This window comes from Colwellia sp. MB3u-55, assembly GCF_014076785.1.
GTDB lineage: Bacteria > Pseudomonadota > Gammaproteobacteria > Enterobacterales > Alteromonadaceae > Colwellia_A.
In genome coordinates, this window is the sequence record NZ_JACGUS010000115.1 from 115,401 (window position 1) to 131,906 (window position 16,506).

The following is a 16,506-nucleotide window of genomic DNA, read 5'->3' on the forward strand; positions in this document are numbered from 1 at the left end:
TCAACGCAATGAAATACTTAAAATTTGACAAAAAAAATGGGTTTCTTATCACGCTTTCGTTATTAATCCTTGGCTGCAGCCCTGCTGAAAATTTGACGTTGACGGTGCCAGAGGCACAAGCTATTGATAGCAATAAAGCCGATAAAATTTGGCCTCAACTTGAAAGTGACGTTAAAAAAGATACGCAAGTCGAACAAAGAGTGGCTAACTTTCTGGCTGAGATGACCTTGCAACAAAAAGTGGCGCAAATGATCCAACCTGAAATTCGTGATATTACCCTTGAGGATATGCGTACCTATGGTTTTGGCTCTTATTTAAATGGTGGTGGAGGTTTCCCCAATAATAATAAGCATTCGACCCCTGCTGATTGGGTTTTATTAGCTGAGAAAATGTATCAAGCATCTGTTGATGATTCACTCGATGGTTCAACAATTCCAACGATGTGGGGCACTGATGCGGTGCACGGTCATAATAATGTTATCGGAGCGACACTTTTTCCTCATAATATTGGCTTGGGCGCAGCAAATAATCCGACACTTATTGAGAAAATAGCAGAAATAACCGCGACAGAAGTCATGGTTACTGGTATTGATTGGGTGTTTGCTCCAACCGTTGCCGTGGTTAGAGATGATCGTTGGGGAAGAACCTATGAAGGCTACTCAGAAGATCCCGAGATTGTTCGCTTATACGCAGCGTCAGTCGTTAAAGGTTTACAAGGTCATGCGAATAAAGATTTTTTAGGTGATAAACGCGTGATCAGTACCATTAAACATTTTATCGGTGATGGCGGTACGCAAGGTGGCGATGATCAAGGCGAAAATATAGCGAGCGAGCAAGAGCTCTTTACCGTGCATGCCCAAGGCTATGTTGGCGGTTTAACGGCGGGAGCTCAGTCGGTAATGGCTTCATTTAATAGTTGGCATGGAGATAAAGTCCATGGTCATAAGTATCTGCTAACCGATGTCTTGAAAAATAGAATGGGTTTTGACGGTTTTGTTGTCGGTGATTGGAATGGTCACGGACAAGTTAAAGGCTGTATTAAAGAAAATTGCGCTCAGGCGGTTAATGCCGGCTTAGATATTTTTATGGTGCCAACAGAAGCGTGGCGACCACTCTATGACAATATAATTGCACAAGTAAAGCAAGGCGATATTCTGCAGTCACGTATTGATGATGCCGTAACGCGTATTTTACGGGTGAAGGTCCGGGCCGGGCTTTTTGAAAAGCCCAGTCCTGCCAAGCGTGTTTTATCAGGGAACATCGCCTTAATTGGCGGTGAGTCGCACCGCGAAGTCGCTCGTCAGGCCGTTCGAGAATCCTTAGTGCTGTTAAAAAACAACGGGCAGCTATTACCCTTATCACCTAAGCAGCACATCTTAGTGGCCGGCGATGCCGCTGATAATATCGGTAAACAGTCAGGGGGCTGGAGTATTACTTGGCAAGGAACCGGTAATAAAAATTCAGACTTTATCGGTGGCTCTTCTATTTATTCTGGGATTGAACAACAAGTCAGTGCTGCAGGTGGTCAAGTCACTTTGAGTGTTGATGGCAGCTACACAAACAAACCCGATGTAGCGATTGTCGTTTTTGGTGAAGAACCTTATGCCGAAGGGCATGGTGATATTGATAACCTTGAATATCAGCGCGGTCATAAAAAAGATTTAGCATTACTTACATCACTTAAAGCAAAGGGAATACCTGTTGTTGCTGTTTTTATTAGTGGTCGACCCATGTGGGTCAATGCCGAACTCAATGCTAGTAATGCTTTTGTCGCTGCATGGCTACCGGGCTCTGAGGGTAAAGCAATCGCAGATGTTTTATTGAAAAGCCCAGCTGATAACATCCAACACGACTTTACCGGTAAATTGTCTTTCTCTTGGCCTAAACTACCGACACAAATTGTCAATCGTTTTGACGAAGACTACCAACCATTATTTTCATATGGTTATGGTTTAACCTATCAAGATGACACTTTATTAGCTGACTTATCTGAGCATTCTAATGTGGCGCTTAATACGCATTTAATTACTGATATTTTCCTAGGTAAGGCGATAGCGCCGTGGAAAATGTTATTATTTTCTCAACAACAAAGCATTGAAATAGAGTCGAGTAGTGAATCACTTAAAGGAATTTTTTATCGAACAGTTGATAAAGAGATACAAGAAGATTCATTTCGACTCAAGACCACTGGCGCAGCGAGTGCGGGAGTTAAATTTATCAACAGCAACGGTTTTAGAGAAGATCTTACTAGTGAACTTGAAAAAAATTCGGCCTTAACATTTTCAGTTAAAAGAGACAGTGATATTAACACGCCTGTTTACATCACCATGAATTGTGGAACGATTGGCGACAGCGCAAATTGTCAGGCAAGTTATAATATTCAAGCCCAATTAGCGGCATCTAAGCAAGGTGAGTGGCAAGATATTGCTATTAGCTTAAATTGCTTTGCTGAGAAAGGTCTACAGCTGAGTAAAATTGCTGTGCCTTTTGAATTGCGTACCTCGGGCGCGGTTAATTTATCTGTTAACCATATTCGATTAGTGCCAAGCAAAGCGAATAGCGCACCATTGAACTGCCCGCAGTAGTCTATTTAGCTTAAAGGATAAGGCTGATTGTTGAGCTTTATCCTTTTTTCTGGTTGAATCAGCGTATTTATTGATAATGACCTTACGGTTGTTCCTATGTGCGTGTAAACTTGCTGATAATATTTACAATATCAAAAGAAAATCAAATGAATCAAGAAGAAAACTATCCGATTGGAACGCCGGGCAAAAAATGGACTGAAAAAGAAAATGTTCAGTGGTTTAAAGCACAAACGGTAACCCGTTCATATCAAGATGAAGTCGTTGAAAAGATAAGCGCAATAAAAGAAGATTTTGATGTTCTTCAGTATGGCGCATTATCGCTTAATGAAAGTCGTTATCCTTTGTATGTGATTAAAACAAAAAACTGGCAAGACAATAAAAAAACAGTTTTAGTGACCGGTGGTGTTCATGGCTATGAAACCAGCGGTGTGCAGGGTGCATTACGCTTTGCCCAAACACAAGCTGGCAAATATGCGGAACACTTTAATATTGTCATTGCGCCTTGTATCAGCCCTTGGGGTTATGAAACGGTTAACCGTTGGAATTGCAAAGCGATAGACCCTAATCGTTCTTTTTATCAAAACAGTCCAGCGCAAGAATCAGCAGCGATAATGAAGTATGTTGCCGAGCTCAACCGTGATATTTTCGTGCATATTGATTTACACGAAACGACTGACACTGATAATTCCACATTTCGGCCAGCACTTTGTGCTCGAGATGCGATACAAGAAAAAGAATGGCAAATCCCTGATGGCTTTTATTTAGTCGCCGATAGCGTAAAGCCAGTCGCTGACTTTCAAAAAGCGATTATTGATGCCGTTGAAGAAGTTACCCATATAGCGCCCGCTGACAAAAGCGGTAAATTGATCGGCGTACCCCTTGAACAGCCTGGCGTTATAAATTATGCTGCGCGAGAGCTAGGATTATGTATGGGCTTAACCAATGCTAAATTCTTGACCACCACCGAAGTTTACCCTGATAGCCCAAAAGTTGACGATGAAAATTGCATTCTTGCGCAAGTGGCTGCTATAACGGGCGGTTTAGATTATATTTTAAAAAGTGAATAACCTGATAAAACCGAAAAATTTGCATACTAAAACATTTTCATCATGTTAAGTTCGTGCTATTTTTCTCTGACATTTAATTTTAGGAATTATTATCCATGCCAAAGGCCAGTGATATAAAGAAAAATGCTGCGGTAGAGCATAACGGAAAAGTATTTATTGTAAGAGATATAGAGCGTTCAGTTCCTCAAGGTCGTGCTGGTGGTAGTTTATACCGTATGCGTATGTACGATGTTGTCACTGGCGGTAAGATTGATGAGACGTTTAAAGACTCGGATATGCTGAACTTTGCTGACTTAAGCCGACGTCCCGCGATGTTTTCATACATCGATGGTGATGAATATGTCTTTATGGACAATGAAGATTACACGCCATACAATCTTAACAAAGAAAGTATTGCTGACGAAGCTCTATTTATTTGTGAAGATACCTTAGGTTTATCAATTATTATTGTTGATGGTGCTGCGGTTGGTATTGATTTACCCCCGAGTGTTGAACTGGTTATTACTGAAACAGACCCATCAATTAAAGGTGGCTCGGCAACAGCTCGCACTAAGCCGGCAATTTTATCTACGGGCTTAACCGTTCAGGTGCCAGAACATATTTCAATCGGTGATAAAATCAAAGTGAATACCGAAGAACGTAAATTTATGGGACGCGCTGAGAAATAAAGTCTTGGTTACTTTATCTTCACTCTTATAAAGCCAGCATTTGCTGGCTTTATTGATATAACCATTAAGCGAGTTGTTAGCGGTGTAACAGTTGGAATCTTTGGTTGAGAATAAGTTTTTTGGTATATTGATGTTTTGGTCGACTGAGAATTTTTGCGGTGTCGCCCATCTCTACGACTTGTCCTTTACTTAAAACCATTATCTTATCGCTAAAATGCCTAACAATACCTAAGTTATGAGAAATTAAAATATAAGCGAGTCCCATCTGTTCTTGTAAATCGAGCAACAAGTTAATCATTTGCGAGCGTAACGAAGGGTCGAGAGAAGCTAAGGCTTCATCTAATATAATCACCTGCGGTTGTAATATTATCGCCCGAGCTAATGATATGCGTTGTTTCTGACCACCAGAGAACATGTGCGGATAAAAATTCATATGTTCAGCGAGCAAACCTACTTTTTGTAATGTTTCTCGAATCAGACAGTGGCGGTCTTCTTCATTTAATTTGGTATTGATCAATAAAGGTTCATTCAGCAATTGCCCAATGGTTAAGCTTGGGTTCAATGTTGTCCCAGAGTCTTGAAATATCATCCGTACATGCTGGCATCTTTGCTTAAAGTCTCCAGGTTGTAATGTTTGGCCATTAAGTTTTATGCTACCTGTTGAAGGCAGTTCCGCACCAACCAATAATTTTGCTAAGGTTGATTTACCCGATCCGGTTTCTCCAACAATAGCTAAGGTATGGTGAGCTTGTACCTCAAATGAAATCGGTTCGAGTGCGGTAAAATATTTTTGATTAAACCATTTTCGGCCTATTCTAAACGACTTACTTAAATTATTAACCTGTAATAATATTGTCATATTAATAACTTCCCTTTAGCGAGAAGTGGCAGCTAAATTGATGGCCATGATAGTTTGTTACCTTAGGTGCTACAACACAGGCCTGTTGAGCTCTAGGGCATCTTGGGCCTAATCGGCAACCTATAGGTAAATGTTGTAAAATAGGAATACTGCCGGGTAGCGCCATCAACCGTGATTTTGCTGGCAAGCCACTATTTGATTTTGGGCTACTATCAACCAGTGCTCGAGTGTAGGGATGAAACGGTTGTTCAAATATGTGCTTAGTGGTACCCGCTTCAACAAATTGTCCGCTGTACATTACCGTAATGGTATTTGTCCAATGTGTGACATTCTCAAGGTCATGACTTATCAATAATATCGACATGTTTTTTAATTGATTTAAACTCGCCAATAGGCGAAAAATTTGGCCTTGATTGGTACTCTCCATTGCCGTAGTTGGTTCATCTGCAATGAGGAGAATAGGGCGTTTGGCGAGTGCCATGGCGATCATGACTCGCTGACATAACGCTTCATTAAGCTGATGAGGATATTTTTTTAAACAAATTTTATGCTGCTTAATACCGACTTTATGTAAAAGACTAATCGCGGTTTCTTTACGTTGTTGATTTTTTTGCCAAAAATAACCCGTTAATTGTTCGCCATCAACCGCCTCGGTAAGTTGCATCCCTATGGTCATCGTTGGGTCTAAGCACGCCATCGGCTCTTGAAATATCATCGCGACATCTTTTGAAATAATGGCTTTACGTTCATCAACAGATAAGCGCATTAAATCTTTTCCTCGCCAGTGAAACCTATCGGCGTCGACATGCCATTTTTCATCAAGTACGCCAATAATAGCTTGAGCCAATAAAGATTTTCCTGAACCAGACTCTCCAACTAAACCACGAACTTCACCCTCTTTCATGGTTAAACTGACACGGTCAACCGCTAAAATAGGGTTAGTCGCTGATTTTAGCACAATAGACAAATTTCTGATGTCGAGAAGGTTCATTAAGCTTCCTTACTGATTTTAAGGGCGTGTCTCATACCTTCACCAACTAAATTAGTTGCCACCACGGCAAAAAGAATCGCCAAACCAGGCAGATAAACCGTCCACGGAGCAATATAGAATAAATCGATACCGTTTTTTAGCATCGCCCCCCACTCTGCCATGGGAATTTGTGCGCCTAATCCAAGAAAGCCTAATGCAGCAATATCAAGTATCGCAGCAGACTGGGCTAACGTTGCTTGGCTAATTAATTTCTCTAGAATATTGGGGAAAACAGAGTAATATAAAATTCTAAATGAACTTGCGCCGTCTAATCGTGAAGCCAGTACATAGTCTTTTCTGAACTCTTGAGTAACGACATTACGGGTTATATGGACAAACTGTGGAATGAGCACGATGATAATCGCCCATAAGGTATTACTCAACCCTGGCCCCAAGATAGCAACAATAACAATGGCCAGTAATAAAGAAGGGATAGATAAAATCACATCAAGAAAATGGTTAAGAAAGCTTGATTTTATTCCTGATGTTAAAGCTGATACCGAGCCAATAACACCACCAATACCTAAAGAAATAAGCACCACAACAAAACTTAAGCCAAAAGTTAGTGACGTGCCGTGCATTAAGCGAGACAACATGTCACGACCCAAATTATCGGTGCCTAATAAAAAACTGACATTACCATCTTCGTGCCATGCTGGTGGCAGTAATAAAAAATCTAAGTGATTTTCAACGGGAGTATAAGGGGTAATAAAAGGTGCAAATAAAGCGAGAATTGTTAAGAAAATAAAACAGCTAAAACCTATCATCACTACAGGTTTTACTTTGAAATTATGCCAAAGTTGCAGTAACGGTGAAGGAAACTCTTCCTCTAAGTATATTTTATCACGCGCCATTTCGACTCTCTCTTGCTAAAGGATTAAGTGCTGCATAGATAAAATCGATGACAATATGCACAATAAAAATAAAACTAGAAAGCGCTAAAAGCCCACCTTGAATTGATGTGTGGTCACGCTGAAATATACTTTCTATTAACCATCGGCCGATGCCTGGCCAGCTAAAGATAACTTCAGTCACCATGGCAATAGTTACTAAGTTAGCAAACTGTAAGCCAACATCACGAATAACGTGCACCATAGCATTTCGTATCGCGTGATGATAAATAATTTGTTTAAAGCTTAGCCCTTTTGCTTTAGCTGCCCGTATGTATTGGCTGTCGAGCACATCCATCATTGCTGTGCGAGCTAAGCGCACAAAAATGGTCGCAGGCGCAAGGGCGATAACACACGCTGGCAGAAATATATGTGCGCTGGCATCTTGAAAAGCTTGCCATTTATAAGGACTGTCACTTAATAAAATATCTATAAACTGTATGCCAGTAACATGTTCTATTTCAAACACTAAGCTAAGCTGTCCTGCTGATGGCAACCAACCTAATTGGATAGAAAAAATAAGAATCGCTAGTAAGCCTAACCAAAAAACAGGAATTGAATAACCCAGCATAGAAATAGTTAAAATAATATTGTCGGTAGCTTTACGGTGTTTAATAGCGGCAATAAAGCCAATAGGAATGCCAAAGATCATAGCAATAAAAAGTGCCACTAAGGTCAGTTCAATTGTCGCTGGTAAGAAGCGCATGATCTCGTTACTTATAGACAATTGGCTGGCCATTGAAATACCTAAGTCTCCCTGGAAAAGATGACTTATATACGCAAAGTATTGCTGAGCAATATTATTATTTGTTTGATACTGCTCAGCTAAAACGATCAACTGCTTAGGTGTCGCATTGATTTGCCCAGAAATATTGATTAACTGCTCACCAGGAAATAAAAAGCTCAAACTAAAAGACAGTAAAGTCAGTAGAAACATGGTGAAAATGAATAAATTTAGGCGGCGTAGAGTAAATATTAGCATATTAGTTTTTACTCACCCTGCTAAAGTCGATACCACCAAAGGGAGATAATAGTTCACCCTTAACAATATTTTTCCTTGCTTGAAATCGTTTAGAGTGGGCAATGGGAATTAATGGTACTTCAGTTGAAATAATCGCCAACGCTTGGCTATAAAATTTTTTACGTTGTGCCACATTTGTTGTTTCTAATGCTCGCTGTATTAAGTTATCAAACTTTTTATGACACCAAAATGTTCTGTTATTACCACTCCTAGCCGATGAACAGCTCAACAGTGGTGTAAAAAAGTTGTCTGGGTCTGGGTGATCCGCTGACCAGCCTAATAAGACACTCTGATGCTCACCTTTTGACAGCTGTTCAAGAAAAGAGCCCATATCGAGAGAGTTTTCAATTAACACATTAATACCTATTTTCTTTAAATCTGCTTGAATTAATTTAGCCATAGTAACCGCGTCTGGATTATATGCCCGTTGTACCGGTAACGCCCAGAGATTCATAGTAAAACCATTAGGAAAGCCAGCCTCAGTTAGCAATCTTTTAGCTTCAGCTAAGTCAAATGTTTGCGGTAAAGTATTCTTATCATAAGCCCAAGAGGTTGTAGGTAATAAACTATGTGCTATATCCGCTCTAGATTGATAGACAGTTTCAATAATGGCTTGCTTGTTAACGGCTAATGCAACCGCTTGACGTACTTTTACATTATTAAAAGGTGGCTTTAGGGCATTAAAACCAAGATAACCGACATTAAAAGAAGTCACTGCTTGTAGCTCTAATTCAGGTTTACTTTTTATTTTGTTATGAGCAATGGGAAAAGCAATTACATCACATTCACCCGCTAATAATTTTGTTAATCGCCCAGTATTACTAGGCGTTATATCAAAAATAAGCTGCTCTAAAGTACTCGGTTGATCCCAGTACGTTTTATGGGGGGCATAGCGAATATAGGAGCCGGGACGATAGTCTTTTAGTTTAAAGGGACCCGTGCCAATGGGCAGCGTGTCTATTTCTCGCTTAATATTTTTTAACACTAAGGTGTCAGCATATTCCTTTGATAATATGACGGCAAAGTCACTGGCAATGTTAGCCAAAATTGAACTGTCTGCGTATTTGAACTTAAAACGTATCGTGTATTCATTGATTTTTTCAATACTTTCAACGACATTTGAAAAACTTACACTTTGAAAAAAAGGGTATTTTCCACCCGAAACTTGATGAAAAGGGTGCTTAGGTAATAAAATACGGTTAAAACTGAACAGTACGTCATCGGCATTAAAAAAACGTGTTGGGGTAAAATAATCGGTTTGATGAAAGGCAACATTCTTGCGTAAATAAAAGGTAACCATTTTACCGTCACGTGTCACATGCCATGACTTTGCTAACGACGGAGCAATAGTATTTTCTTCGCCTCTAAATGAAATTAATCGGTTATAGAGTTGATTAGAAGTAGCATCAATGGTGGTACCAGAGGTAACCGTTTGCGGATTAAAACTTTCAGGAGAGCCTTCTGAGCAATAGACAATACTATGGTCACTTAATGAGGGATCATTATCAATATCACATGCCGTCATCCAACATAAAAATGGCAATATCATTATCTTCAAAAAATGTTTTTTAACAGCGAATATCGACATATAGCTCAACTACCCTTCGTCTACTGCACTTTCTAATAAGTTATACTTTTTCAAGTAACCTCTTAGTTGATGATAGGTTAATTTGAGTGCGTCGGCAGTTTTCTTTTGATTATACTGACAATTTTCTAAAGCAGACTGAATCAAATCAATCTCATAATCCTGAGAAAGGTCTTTTAATGATAAAGGGAAGACCAATGATTGACTAACGGGCAATTGTTGATGGATTACTTCTTGACGTTTTTCTTCGTTTTTCTCTTTATCAACACTCGGCGCTACCACCGATATCCTGTCTTGGGTTTTAATGCGCTGAGAAGGTCGATAAGGGGACTCAAATGGGTCAATGACTAAGTCATGCACGGGTAAATGTGGGTTATTACAACGATAAACACTACGCTCGACAACATTTTTTAATTCTCGTACGTTTCCAGGCCAATGATATTCAAGCATGGCACGTTTCGCTTTTTCAGTAAAACCGCTAAAGAGCTCAAATTCTAATTCGCGCGCCATGTTAATCGCAAAGCTTTCAGCTAACATCATGATGTCTTCAATTCGTTCTCGAAGCGGTGGTAGAGTGATAACATCAAAAGCAAGTCGGTCAAGTAAATCTGCTCTAAATTCACCAGCATCGGCTAAGGTAGGTAAGTCTTCATTGGTTGCGGCAATTAAGCGCACATTGGTATTAATAGTTCTTGAGCCACCCACACGCTCAAACTCACCATATTCAACGACTCTTAAGAGTTTTTCTTGAATTAACCCCGTGGTATTGGCTATTTCGTCAAGAAAGAGGGTGCCATTGTCCGCACGCTCAAAACGACCTTCATGACGTTTACTTGCGCCGGTGAATGCACCACTGTCATAGCCAAATAATTCTGTTTCTAATAAGTTTTCATTTAATGCCGCACAATTAAGCTTTAAATAATTTTGATCCCAACGTTTAGATAAGTAATGAAGCCGAGCCGCAATAAGCTCTTTACCTGTTCCTCTTTCTCCAATTATAAGCACAGGTTTACTCAAAGGCGCTACTTGTGATACTTGCTCTAAAACTTCAAGAAAATTATTTGCTTGTCCAAGAAGATTATCCTTTTGATTAAAACGCGACATTACTTGACCTAATAATTGGTTTATTTCACTAACAAATAGTGTATTTTATTAATCGCCAGGTTTGAAGTGTTTTTTTTAATTATAATAACTTTATTTAAAACATGAAGTTAAGTTAATAGTAAAACTTGGCGCAAAACATGAATAAAGAATATAAGTAACATTAAATTAAATTATTGAATGAGGAAGTTGTTATGGGTATTTTTTCTAGGTTTACAGATATTATTAATTCGAATATTAACAACCTGTTAGATAAAGCAGAAGATCCTGCAAAAATGGTACGGTTGATCATTCAAGAAATGGAAGATACTTTAGTTGAAGTACGTTCGTCATCGGCTAAAATTTTAGCTGATAAGAAAGATTTATCTCGTCAAGCGACTCGTTTTGAAAAAGATGAGCAACAATGGCAAGAAAAGGCTGAACTAGCCTTAAGTAAAGGCCGTGAAGATTTAGCAAGAGCGGCGCTCGTTGAAAAGAAAAAGTGTGCTGAGAATGCACTGTCACTTTTAGATGAGTTGAACCACGTTGATGATCATATTGCTAAATTACAAAGTGAAGTTTCTCAGTTACAAGAAAAGTTAGCCGATGCAAAAGCAAGACAAAAAGCAATTATCATGCGAGAAAAAACAGCGACGTCTCGTTTAAAAGTTAAAAAGAATATCGATAGTGGTCGAGTTAATGACGCACTAAGTCGCTTTGACAGTTATGAACGTAAAATTGATGATATTGAATCACAAGTTGAGTCACTTGATTTAGGGAGCAAATCATTAGCAGATGAAATCTCTGATTTAGAGTCTGATGAAAATATTGATGATGAATTAGCGCAATTAAAAGCTAAAATGAAATCAGATAAGAAAAACTAAATAACTCAGTTTGTGTTGAATAACTTATAAGGAGAAGTACTGTGGAAGAACTTATAATGGTTCCTGTCATCATTTTTATGTTGTTAGTTGCCCCTATTTGGTTAATTTTACATTACCGAAGTAAGCGCCAGATAACCCAAGGTTTTAGTGAAGAAGAGTACAAGCAATTATCTGAACTTTCTGAATTAGCGGATAAAATGACCGATAGAATTAAAACGCTTGAAGCTATTTTAGATGCTGAAACACCTGACTGGAGAAGCAAGGTATGACAGACAAGCGCCGTGGTGAATTATACAGAAACTCGACCCAAGGAAAAATTGCTGGCGTCTGTGCTGGTCTAGCTGATTACTTTGGCTGGGAAACATGGTTAGTGCGTATCCTAGTGGTTTCGGGTGTTTTGCTAGGTATGGGTTGGTTTGTCGTTATTTATATTGCTGGTTGGTTTATTTTAGATAAAAAACCAGGCGCTACCACTAAAAAACCACAACCAGCACAATCACAATATGCATCAGCTACCATGAACACAGAAGAAGAACTTTCTTCTGAGTCTATTAAGGTGAAATCGCGTATTTGGCAATCTGGAGAGCCACCTAAACAAGCTTTTCAGGATATTAGGCATAAATTTAAATCCCTAGAAAGGGAAGTTCGAGCGATGGAGCATTATGTTACCTCACCTGAATTTACTGTTTCTCGAGAAATCAATAAGTTGTGATCAATAAAAAATTTAAAAGCGGCTTTTGCCGCCTTTTTGGGTTGTTCACTTAATAAATAGTTAAGCGTACGACTTATCTTTGTGATTAAGTGTAACCATTAAATATTATTATAACTTTCAGTAAGATAATTCATGGCATTTATAAATAAAATAAAGCTGAATAAATTAAAGCAAAAAGCGAGTGATTTATTAAATCGAACGCTTGACCAACACGTTACTTTGGCCGTTACAGGTCTTAGCCGTAGTGGTAAAACAGCCTTTATTACTTCTTTAGTCAACCAACTCGTTAATGAAGGCAATAATTCACAACTTGGTTTTTTTAATGTTGTTCATCAAGGGCGCTTCATTGCCGCTAAACGAGTGCCTCAAAAGCATTTACACATTGGCCGTTTTGAATATGACCAAGCAATGTCAGCTTTTTCACAAAATGAACCAACATGGCCTGAGCCGACCCATGGTATTAGTGAGATGCGACTTGCTATTCGTTATAAGCCCAAAGAGTCATTGTTGAAATATGCCAGTGATACAGCAACTTTATACCTAGATATTACTGATTATCCAGGAGAGTGGTTACTTGATTTACCGATGTTAAATCAAACGTTCGAGCAGTGGTCACAACAAACAACAGCATTATTGCTTACCGAACCTAGGTTTAAATCAGCAGAAACCTTTATAGAAAAAGTGAATCAAATAGATCCCTTTGCCAAGGTCGATGAACAAAGGTTGGCTGACTTATCAAAAGAATATACTGAGCTCTTATTACACTTTCGACACGAACTTGGTTTGTCGGTTATTCAGCCCGGACGCTTTATCTTACCTGGAGAATTAGCCGATGCGCCTATCTTGCAATTTTTTCCTTTCACTGCTTTTGAAAAAATGGATAAAAATGCTTATCAAAATGCCAGTGATGACTGTTTAATCGGTATGCTAAGAGCAAGATTTATTGAATATAAAGAACGTGTTGTTAAGGCTTTTTATAAAGAGCATTTTGTTAATTTCGATAGACAAATTGTATTAGCAGACTGTTTAACCCCCTTAAATAACGGCCCAGAGAGTTTTGCTGATTTGAAAACGGCAATGACCATGATTATGGAAAGCTTTAGCTATGGTCAAAGCAGTTTGTTTTCTCGTTTGTTTGCGCCAAAAATTGATAAGTTATTATTTGCTGCAACCAAAGCTGACCATGTTACGCCAGAGCAACACCATAACTTAGTCAGATTACTCGACCAGCTTGTTTATCAAACTAAACATCAGTTAAATTATGATGTTATTGAAATGAAAACACTGGCGCTAGCTTCTGTTAAAACGACACAAGCAGGAACGAGTCGTTACCAGGGGCAAGACATTCCTGTGCTTCGCGGCAAACGCTCTGAAAATGGAGAACTAATTACGGTTTTTCCAGGTGCGGTGCCGAATAAATTACCCGAACAAGATTATTGGCAGCAAGAGACGTTTAATTTTATTAGCTTTGCTCCAATGGATCCGATTGGACAACATGAATGCCTACCACACCTGCGTATGGATCAAGTGATGCAGTTTTTACTTGGTGATAAAATGAAATGATCGACCTTGATAAATATAAGAATGAAGCAAGTAATACCATTTTGCTTGGAGATAAAATAGATGAATGAACTCGATGAAAAATATCAACAGCAAATTCTTTTTGAAAATGATGAGTTAACTATAAAGAAAAGTCATTTACCTTCAAATGGCCAACAAGTTATTGTCGGTAATGACGATTGGCAGGCATCAGAAGATTTATCGTTAATTAAGCAAGGGTATCTAAATGATGATAACCCAAAGGAAAAAACAAAGCCTCGTTGGTTATGGCGGGTTTTAGGCACTGTTTTTGCTGGCGTTGTTATGGTAGAAACATTTACCTTTTTTCAACAGGGCTTTGCCCAATCTCCTATTTTAGCTGGTATGTATGGTGTTCTGCTCTTTGGTTTGTCAGTTATTGTTGGTTCAACGGCCATACGAGAGTATTCAGCATTAAGACAATTTAAACGCCAGCAAAGTACACAAGCAAAAGCGAAAGATATATTAGCAACCGATTTAGCTTCCCCTCGACATATTGACGTAAAAGCCTTATGTGAAAGCATTTCAGCAAATTTACCTTGTGATTTGATGTCTGAGCATGAAAAAAGCTGGCACTCGTTGGTCAAAGAGGAATACAGCGATGAAGAGTTACTGCAATTATATTCGCGTGAAGTGCTCTCAAAAGTTGACGAAAAAGCCTTGGATGAGGTAGCTAAGTTCTCAACAGAAGCCGTAGTATTAGTTGCTTTAAGTCCTATTGCACTTGTTGATATGATGCTAATTTTTTGGCGAAACTTACGGATGATTGACAAAGTTGCCGCCCTTTATGGTTTAAAAATTGGCTACTGGAGTCGAATAAAATTAATTAAACAAGTTTTTGTTAATATGGCTTATGCCGGCGCGAGTGAGTTAGTCATTGATTTAGGAGCTGACTTGGTTGGTGCTGAGCTATTAGGTAAGTTATCTGCGCGCATGGCACAAGGACTTGGTGCGGGTATGTTAACGTCACGCTTGGGTATTCAGACTATTAAGCTTTGTCGACCCATTCCTTTTGAAGAAAACACCCCTAAAACAGCTCAAGTGAGGAAAAAAATACTTAGCCAGGTCAAAAAATTATTAATAAGGTAGTTTTATTCCTTACGAGGCCTAAATAAGTTGTTTTTATCTTATTGATTTTATTTGTTATTGTTTTTGCATTTACATTTTTGTAATTTTTTCTATACGTTATTATTGTCTGGTTAAATAATAGTCAGTTAGCGTTTGGTATTTTTCCCGTCTAGCTTGTTTTATTATCATTGTAGAACATGACTCACTCATTGGTGAGTGTATAATGATAAAAATTAAAATAAGGTAATATCATGGGGATGGCGACGAAGTATATTTCGCGAGTTGCTGATGAAAATGGTCACATTCATTGGTCAGATGAAGAAAATAGCGTTTGGCAGGAATTGATCACTCGTCAATTAAAATGTGTTGAAAACAAAGCGTGTGACGAATATAAATTTGGCTCAAAATTATTAAATTTACCACATGACCGAATTCCACAGTTGGCAGAAGTTAGTAAAGTACTAAAAGAAACAACAGGTTGGCAGTGCGAGCCTGTACCGGCATTAATTGGTTTTGGTGCGTTTTTTAAGTTGTTATCAGAAAAAAAATTCCCAGTAGCTACTTTTATCCGCAGCCGAGAAGAGTTTGATTATCTGCAAGAACCTGATATTTTTCATGAGATATTCGGTCATTGTCCTTTATTAACCAATAAGTCGTTTGCTGATTATACTGAGGCTTATGGAAAAATGGGTCTCAATGCGACTAAAGAGCAAAGAGTCTTTTTAGCTCGTTTATATTGGTTTACCGTCGAGTTTGGTTTGTTAGATACCCCTGAGGGGATTAAAGTTTATGGCGGTGGTATTTTGTCTTCACCGAGCGAAACCATTCACGCGACTGAAAGCGATATTGTTGAACGTGAAAAACTTAACATACTTGATGTATTAAGAACGCCATATCGAATAGATGTTATGCAGCCTATTTATTATATGCTGAATAAAGTAAGTGATTTAGATGATTTAAGAAAATATGAAGTGGCTGATATTATGGAGTTGGTTGAGCAAGCACAAGCCTTAGGCTTACACCCAGCGAAGTTTCCAGCAAAAGAAATTAACAATGTGAGTTAAGGAAAAATAATGACTGAGCAATTATCTGTACAAAAATGTGAAGCATGCCAAGTTGGCGCGCCACAAGTGAGTGATGAAGAGTTACCGGCACTTTTATCACAAATACCAGACTGGATCCCTGAAGTGCGTGACGGGGTTATGATGCTTGAACGTGAGTATAAATTTAAGAACTACAAATTATCATGGGCATTTGCAAATAAAGTCTCTGCATTAGCCGAAGAAGAATTCCATCATCCAGCGATTTTATTAGAGTGGGGCAAAGTAAAAATTACTTGGTGGACACATGCTATTAAAGGGCTACACCGTAATGATTTTATTTGTGCAGCAAAAACTGACAAACTTTTGTAATATTTGCTTACATTAGATAATAGCAGCCTCCTACCTCAGGGGGCTTTTTTTTGTTGTACAAATTAGT

Annotated in this window: 16 protein-coding genes; 10 read left to right on the plus strand and 6 right to left on the minus strand. The window is 38.7% G+C overall.

The window, feature by feature from the left end; translation table 11 throughout:
- Positions 1-8: 8 nt before the first annotated feature.
- From H4J66_RS11240 to yeiP, 3 genes are all read left to right on the plus strand, one after another.
- On the plus strand, positions 9-2,585 hold the full coding sequence (locus H4J66_RS11240) for an exo 1,3/1,4-beta-D-glucan glucohydrolase (RefSeq protein ID WP_182174505.1): 2,577 nt from the start codon (positions 9-11) through the stop codon (positions 2,583-2,585).
- 146 nt (positions 2,586-2,731) lie between these two features.
- Positions 2,732-3,652: a M14 family metallocarboxypeptidase gene (locus H4J66_RS11245; RefSeq protein WP_182174508.1), complete on the plus strand. Its 921-nt coding sequence runs from the start codon at positions 2,732-2,734 to the stop codon at positions 3,650-3,652.
- Between the two features lie 95 nt (positions 3,653-3,747).
- Entirely contained in the window at positions 3,748-4,320 is a 573-nt protein-coding gene (gene yeiP / locus H4J66_RS11250; protein ID WP_182174511.1) for an elongation factor P-like protein YeiP, read from the plus strand.
- Positions 4,321-4,396: 76 nt separating this feature from the next.
- Here the strand turns inward: yeiP and H4J66_RS11255 are convergent, their stop codons facing one another.
- Genes H4J66_RS11255 through pspF form a run of 6 tightly spaced genes read right to left on the minus strand, consistent with a single transcriptional unit; the run spans position 4,397 to position 10,809 of the window.
- Positions 4,397-5,179: an ATP-binding cassette domain-containing protein gene (locus H4J66_RS11255; RefSeq protein ID WP_070374110.1), complete on the minus strand. Its 783-nt coding sequence runs from the start codon at positions 5,177-5,179 to the stop codon at positions 4,397-4,399.
- Between the two features lies 1 nt (position 5,180).
- Positions 5,181-6,170 (minus strand): oligopeptide/dipeptide ABC transporter ATP-binding protein, encoded by a 990-nt coding sequence (locus tag H4J66_RS11260; RefSeq protein WP_182174514.1) that lies wholly within the window; start codon positions 6,168-6,170, stop codon positions 5,181-5,183.
- Positions 6,170-7,063, minus strand: a complete 894-nt coding sequence (locus H4J66_RS11265) for an ABC transporter permease subunit (RefSeq protein WP_182174517.1) — start codon at positions 7,061-7,063, stop codon at positions 6,170-6,172. Before H4J66_RS11265 ends, H4J66_RS11260 begins: the two co-directional genes overlap by 1 nt.
- Positions 7,053-8,081, minus strand: coding sequence for an ABC transporter permease (locus tag H4J66_RS11270; protein WP_182174520.1), 1,029 nt, complete (start codon positions 8,079-8,081; stop codon positions 7,053-7,055). Before H4J66_RS11270 ends, H4J66_RS11265 begins: the two co-directional genes overlap by 11 nt.
- Before the next feature lies 1 nt (position 8,082).
- Positions 8,083-9,708: an ABC transporter substrate-binding protein gene (locus H4J66_RS11275; RefSeq protein ID WP_259368471.1), complete on the minus strand. Its 1,626-nt coding sequence runs from the start codon at positions 9,706-9,708 to the stop codon at positions 8,083-8,085.
- A gap of 9 nt (positions 9,709-9,717) precedes the next feature.
- Positions 9,718-10,809 (minus strand): phage shock protein operon transcriptional activator, encoded by a 1,092-nt coding sequence (gene pspF, locus H4J66_RS11280; protein ID WP_182174523.1) that lies wholly within the window; start codon positions 10,807-10,809, stop codon positions 9,718-9,720.
- Positions 10,810-11,000: 191 nt separating this feature from the next.
- Between pspF and pspA the strand changes: the two genes are divergently transcribed.
- From pspA to H4J66_RS11315, 7 genes are all read left to right on the plus strand, one after another.
- Positions 11,001-11,669: a phage shock protein PspA gene (gene pspA / locus H4J66_RS11285; RefSeq protein WP_070374104.1), complete on the plus strand. Its 669-nt coding sequence runs from the start codon at positions 11,001-11,003 to the stop codon at positions 11,667-11,669.
- 56 nt (positions 11,670-11,725) lie between these two features.
- The gene (gene pspB, locus H4J66_RS11290; protein ID WP_070376993.1) at positions 11,726-11,938 is read left to right on the plus strand and encodes an envelope stress response membrane protein PspB; all 213 of its coding nucleotides are present in this window, start codon (positions 11,726-11,728) and stop codon (positions 11,936-11,938) included.
- A complete protein-coding gene (gene pspC / locus H4J66_RS11295; protein WP_182174526.1) occupies positions 11,935-12,381 on the plus strand; it encodes an envelope stress response membrane protein PspC in 447 nt (148 codons plus the stop codon). Before pspB ends, pspC begins: the two co-directional genes overlap by 4 nt.
- Before the next feature lie 132 nt (positions 12,382-12,513).
- The gene (locus H4J66_RS11300; RefSeq protein ID WP_220463282.1) at positions 12,514-13,944 is read left to right on the plus strand and encodes a YcjX family protein; all 1,431 of its coding nucleotides are present in this window, start codon (positions 12,514-12,516) and stop codon (positions 13,942-13,944) included.
- 60 nt (positions 13,945-14,004) lie between these two features.
- The gene (locus tag H4J66_RS11305) at positions 14,005-15,048 is read left to right on the plus strand and encodes a YcjF family protein (RefSeq protein ID WP_182174529.1); all 1,044 of its coding nucleotides are present in this window, start codon (positions 14,005-14,007) and stop codon (positions 15,046-15,048) included.
- A 230-nt stretch (positions 15,049-15,278) separates the two neighbouring features.
- Entirely contained in the window at positions 15,279-16,091 is an 813-nt protein-coding gene (phhA, locus tag H4J66_RS11310) for a phenylalanine 4-monooxygenase (RefSeq protein ID WP_070374101.1), read from the plus strand.
- A gap of 9 nt (positions 16,092-16,100) precedes the next feature.
- Positions 16,101-16,439, plus strand: a complete 339-nt coding sequence (locus H4J66_RS11315; RefSeq protein ID WP_070374100.1) for a 4a-hydroxytetrahydrobiopterin dehydratase — start codon at positions 16,101-16,103, stop codon at positions 16,437-16,439.
- Positions 16,440-16,506: the final 67 nt, after the last annotated feature.

Excerpts from the sequence above, each read along its gene's own strand:
- H4J66_RS11240 (WP_182174505.1), top strand. The coding sequence starts at position 9 with ATGAAATACTTAAAATTTGACAAAAAAAATGGGTTTCTTATCACGCTT.
- H4J66_RS11245 (WP_182174508.1), top strand. The coding sequence starts at position 2,732 with ATGAATCAAGAAGAAAACTATCCGATTGGAACGCCGGGCAAAAAATGG.
- yeiP (WP_182174511.1), top strand. The coding sequence starts at position 3,748 with ATGCCAAAGGCCAGTGATATAAAGAAAAATGCTGCGGTAGAGCATAAC.
- H4J66_RS11255 (WP_070374110.1), bottom strand. The coding sequence starts at position 5,179 with ATGACAATATTATTACAGGTTAATAATTTAAGTAAGTCGTTTAGAATA.
- H4J66_RS11260 (WP_182174514.1), bottom strand. The coding sequence starts at position 6,170 with ATGAACCTTCTCGACATCAGAAATTTGTCTATTGTGCTAAAATCAGCG.
- H4J66_RS11265 (WP_182174517.1), bottom strand. The coding sequence starts at position 7,063 with ATGGCGCGTGATAAAATATACTTAGAGGAAGAGTTTCCTTCACCGTTA.
- H4J66_RS11270 (WP_182174520.1), bottom strand. The coding sequence starts at position 8,081 with ATGCTAATATTTACTCTACGCCGCCTAAATTTATTCATTTTCACCATG.
- H4J66_RS11275 (WP_259368471.1), bottom strand. The coding sequence starts at position 9,708 with ATGTCGATATTCGCTGTTAAAAAACATTTTTTGAAGATAATGATATTG.
- pspF (WP_182174523.1), bottom strand. The coding sequence starts at position 10,809 with ATGTCGCGTTTTAATCAAAAGGATAATCTTCTTGGACAAGCAAATAAT.
- pspA (WP_070374104.1), top strand. The coding sequence starts at position 11,001 with ATGGGTATTTTTTCTAGGTTTACAGATATTATTAATTCGAATATTAAC.
- pspB (WP_070376993.1), top strand. The coding sequence starts at position 11,726 with ATGGTTCCTGTCATCATTTTTATGTTGTTAGTTGCCCCTATTTGGTTA.
- pspC (WP_182174526.1), top strand. The coding sequence starts at position 11,935 with ATGACAGACAAGCGCCGTGGTGAATTATACAGAAACTCGACCCAAGGA.
- H4J66_RS11300 (WP_220463282.1), top strand. The coding sequence starts at position 12,514 with ATGGCATTTATAAATAAAATAAAGCTGAATAAATTAAAGCAAAAAGCG.
- H4J66_RS11305 (WP_182174529.1), top strand. The coding sequence starts at position 14,005 with ATGAATGAACTCGATGAAAAATATCAACAGCAAATTCTTTTTGAAAAT.
- phhA (WP_070374101.1), top strand. The coding sequence starts at position 15,279 with ATGGGGATGGCGACGAAGTATATTTCGCGAGTTGCTGATGAAAATGGT.
- H4J66_RS11315 (WP_070374100.1), top strand. The coding sequence starts at position 16,101 with ATGACTGAGCAATTATCTGTACAAAAATGTGAAGCATGCCAAGTTGGC.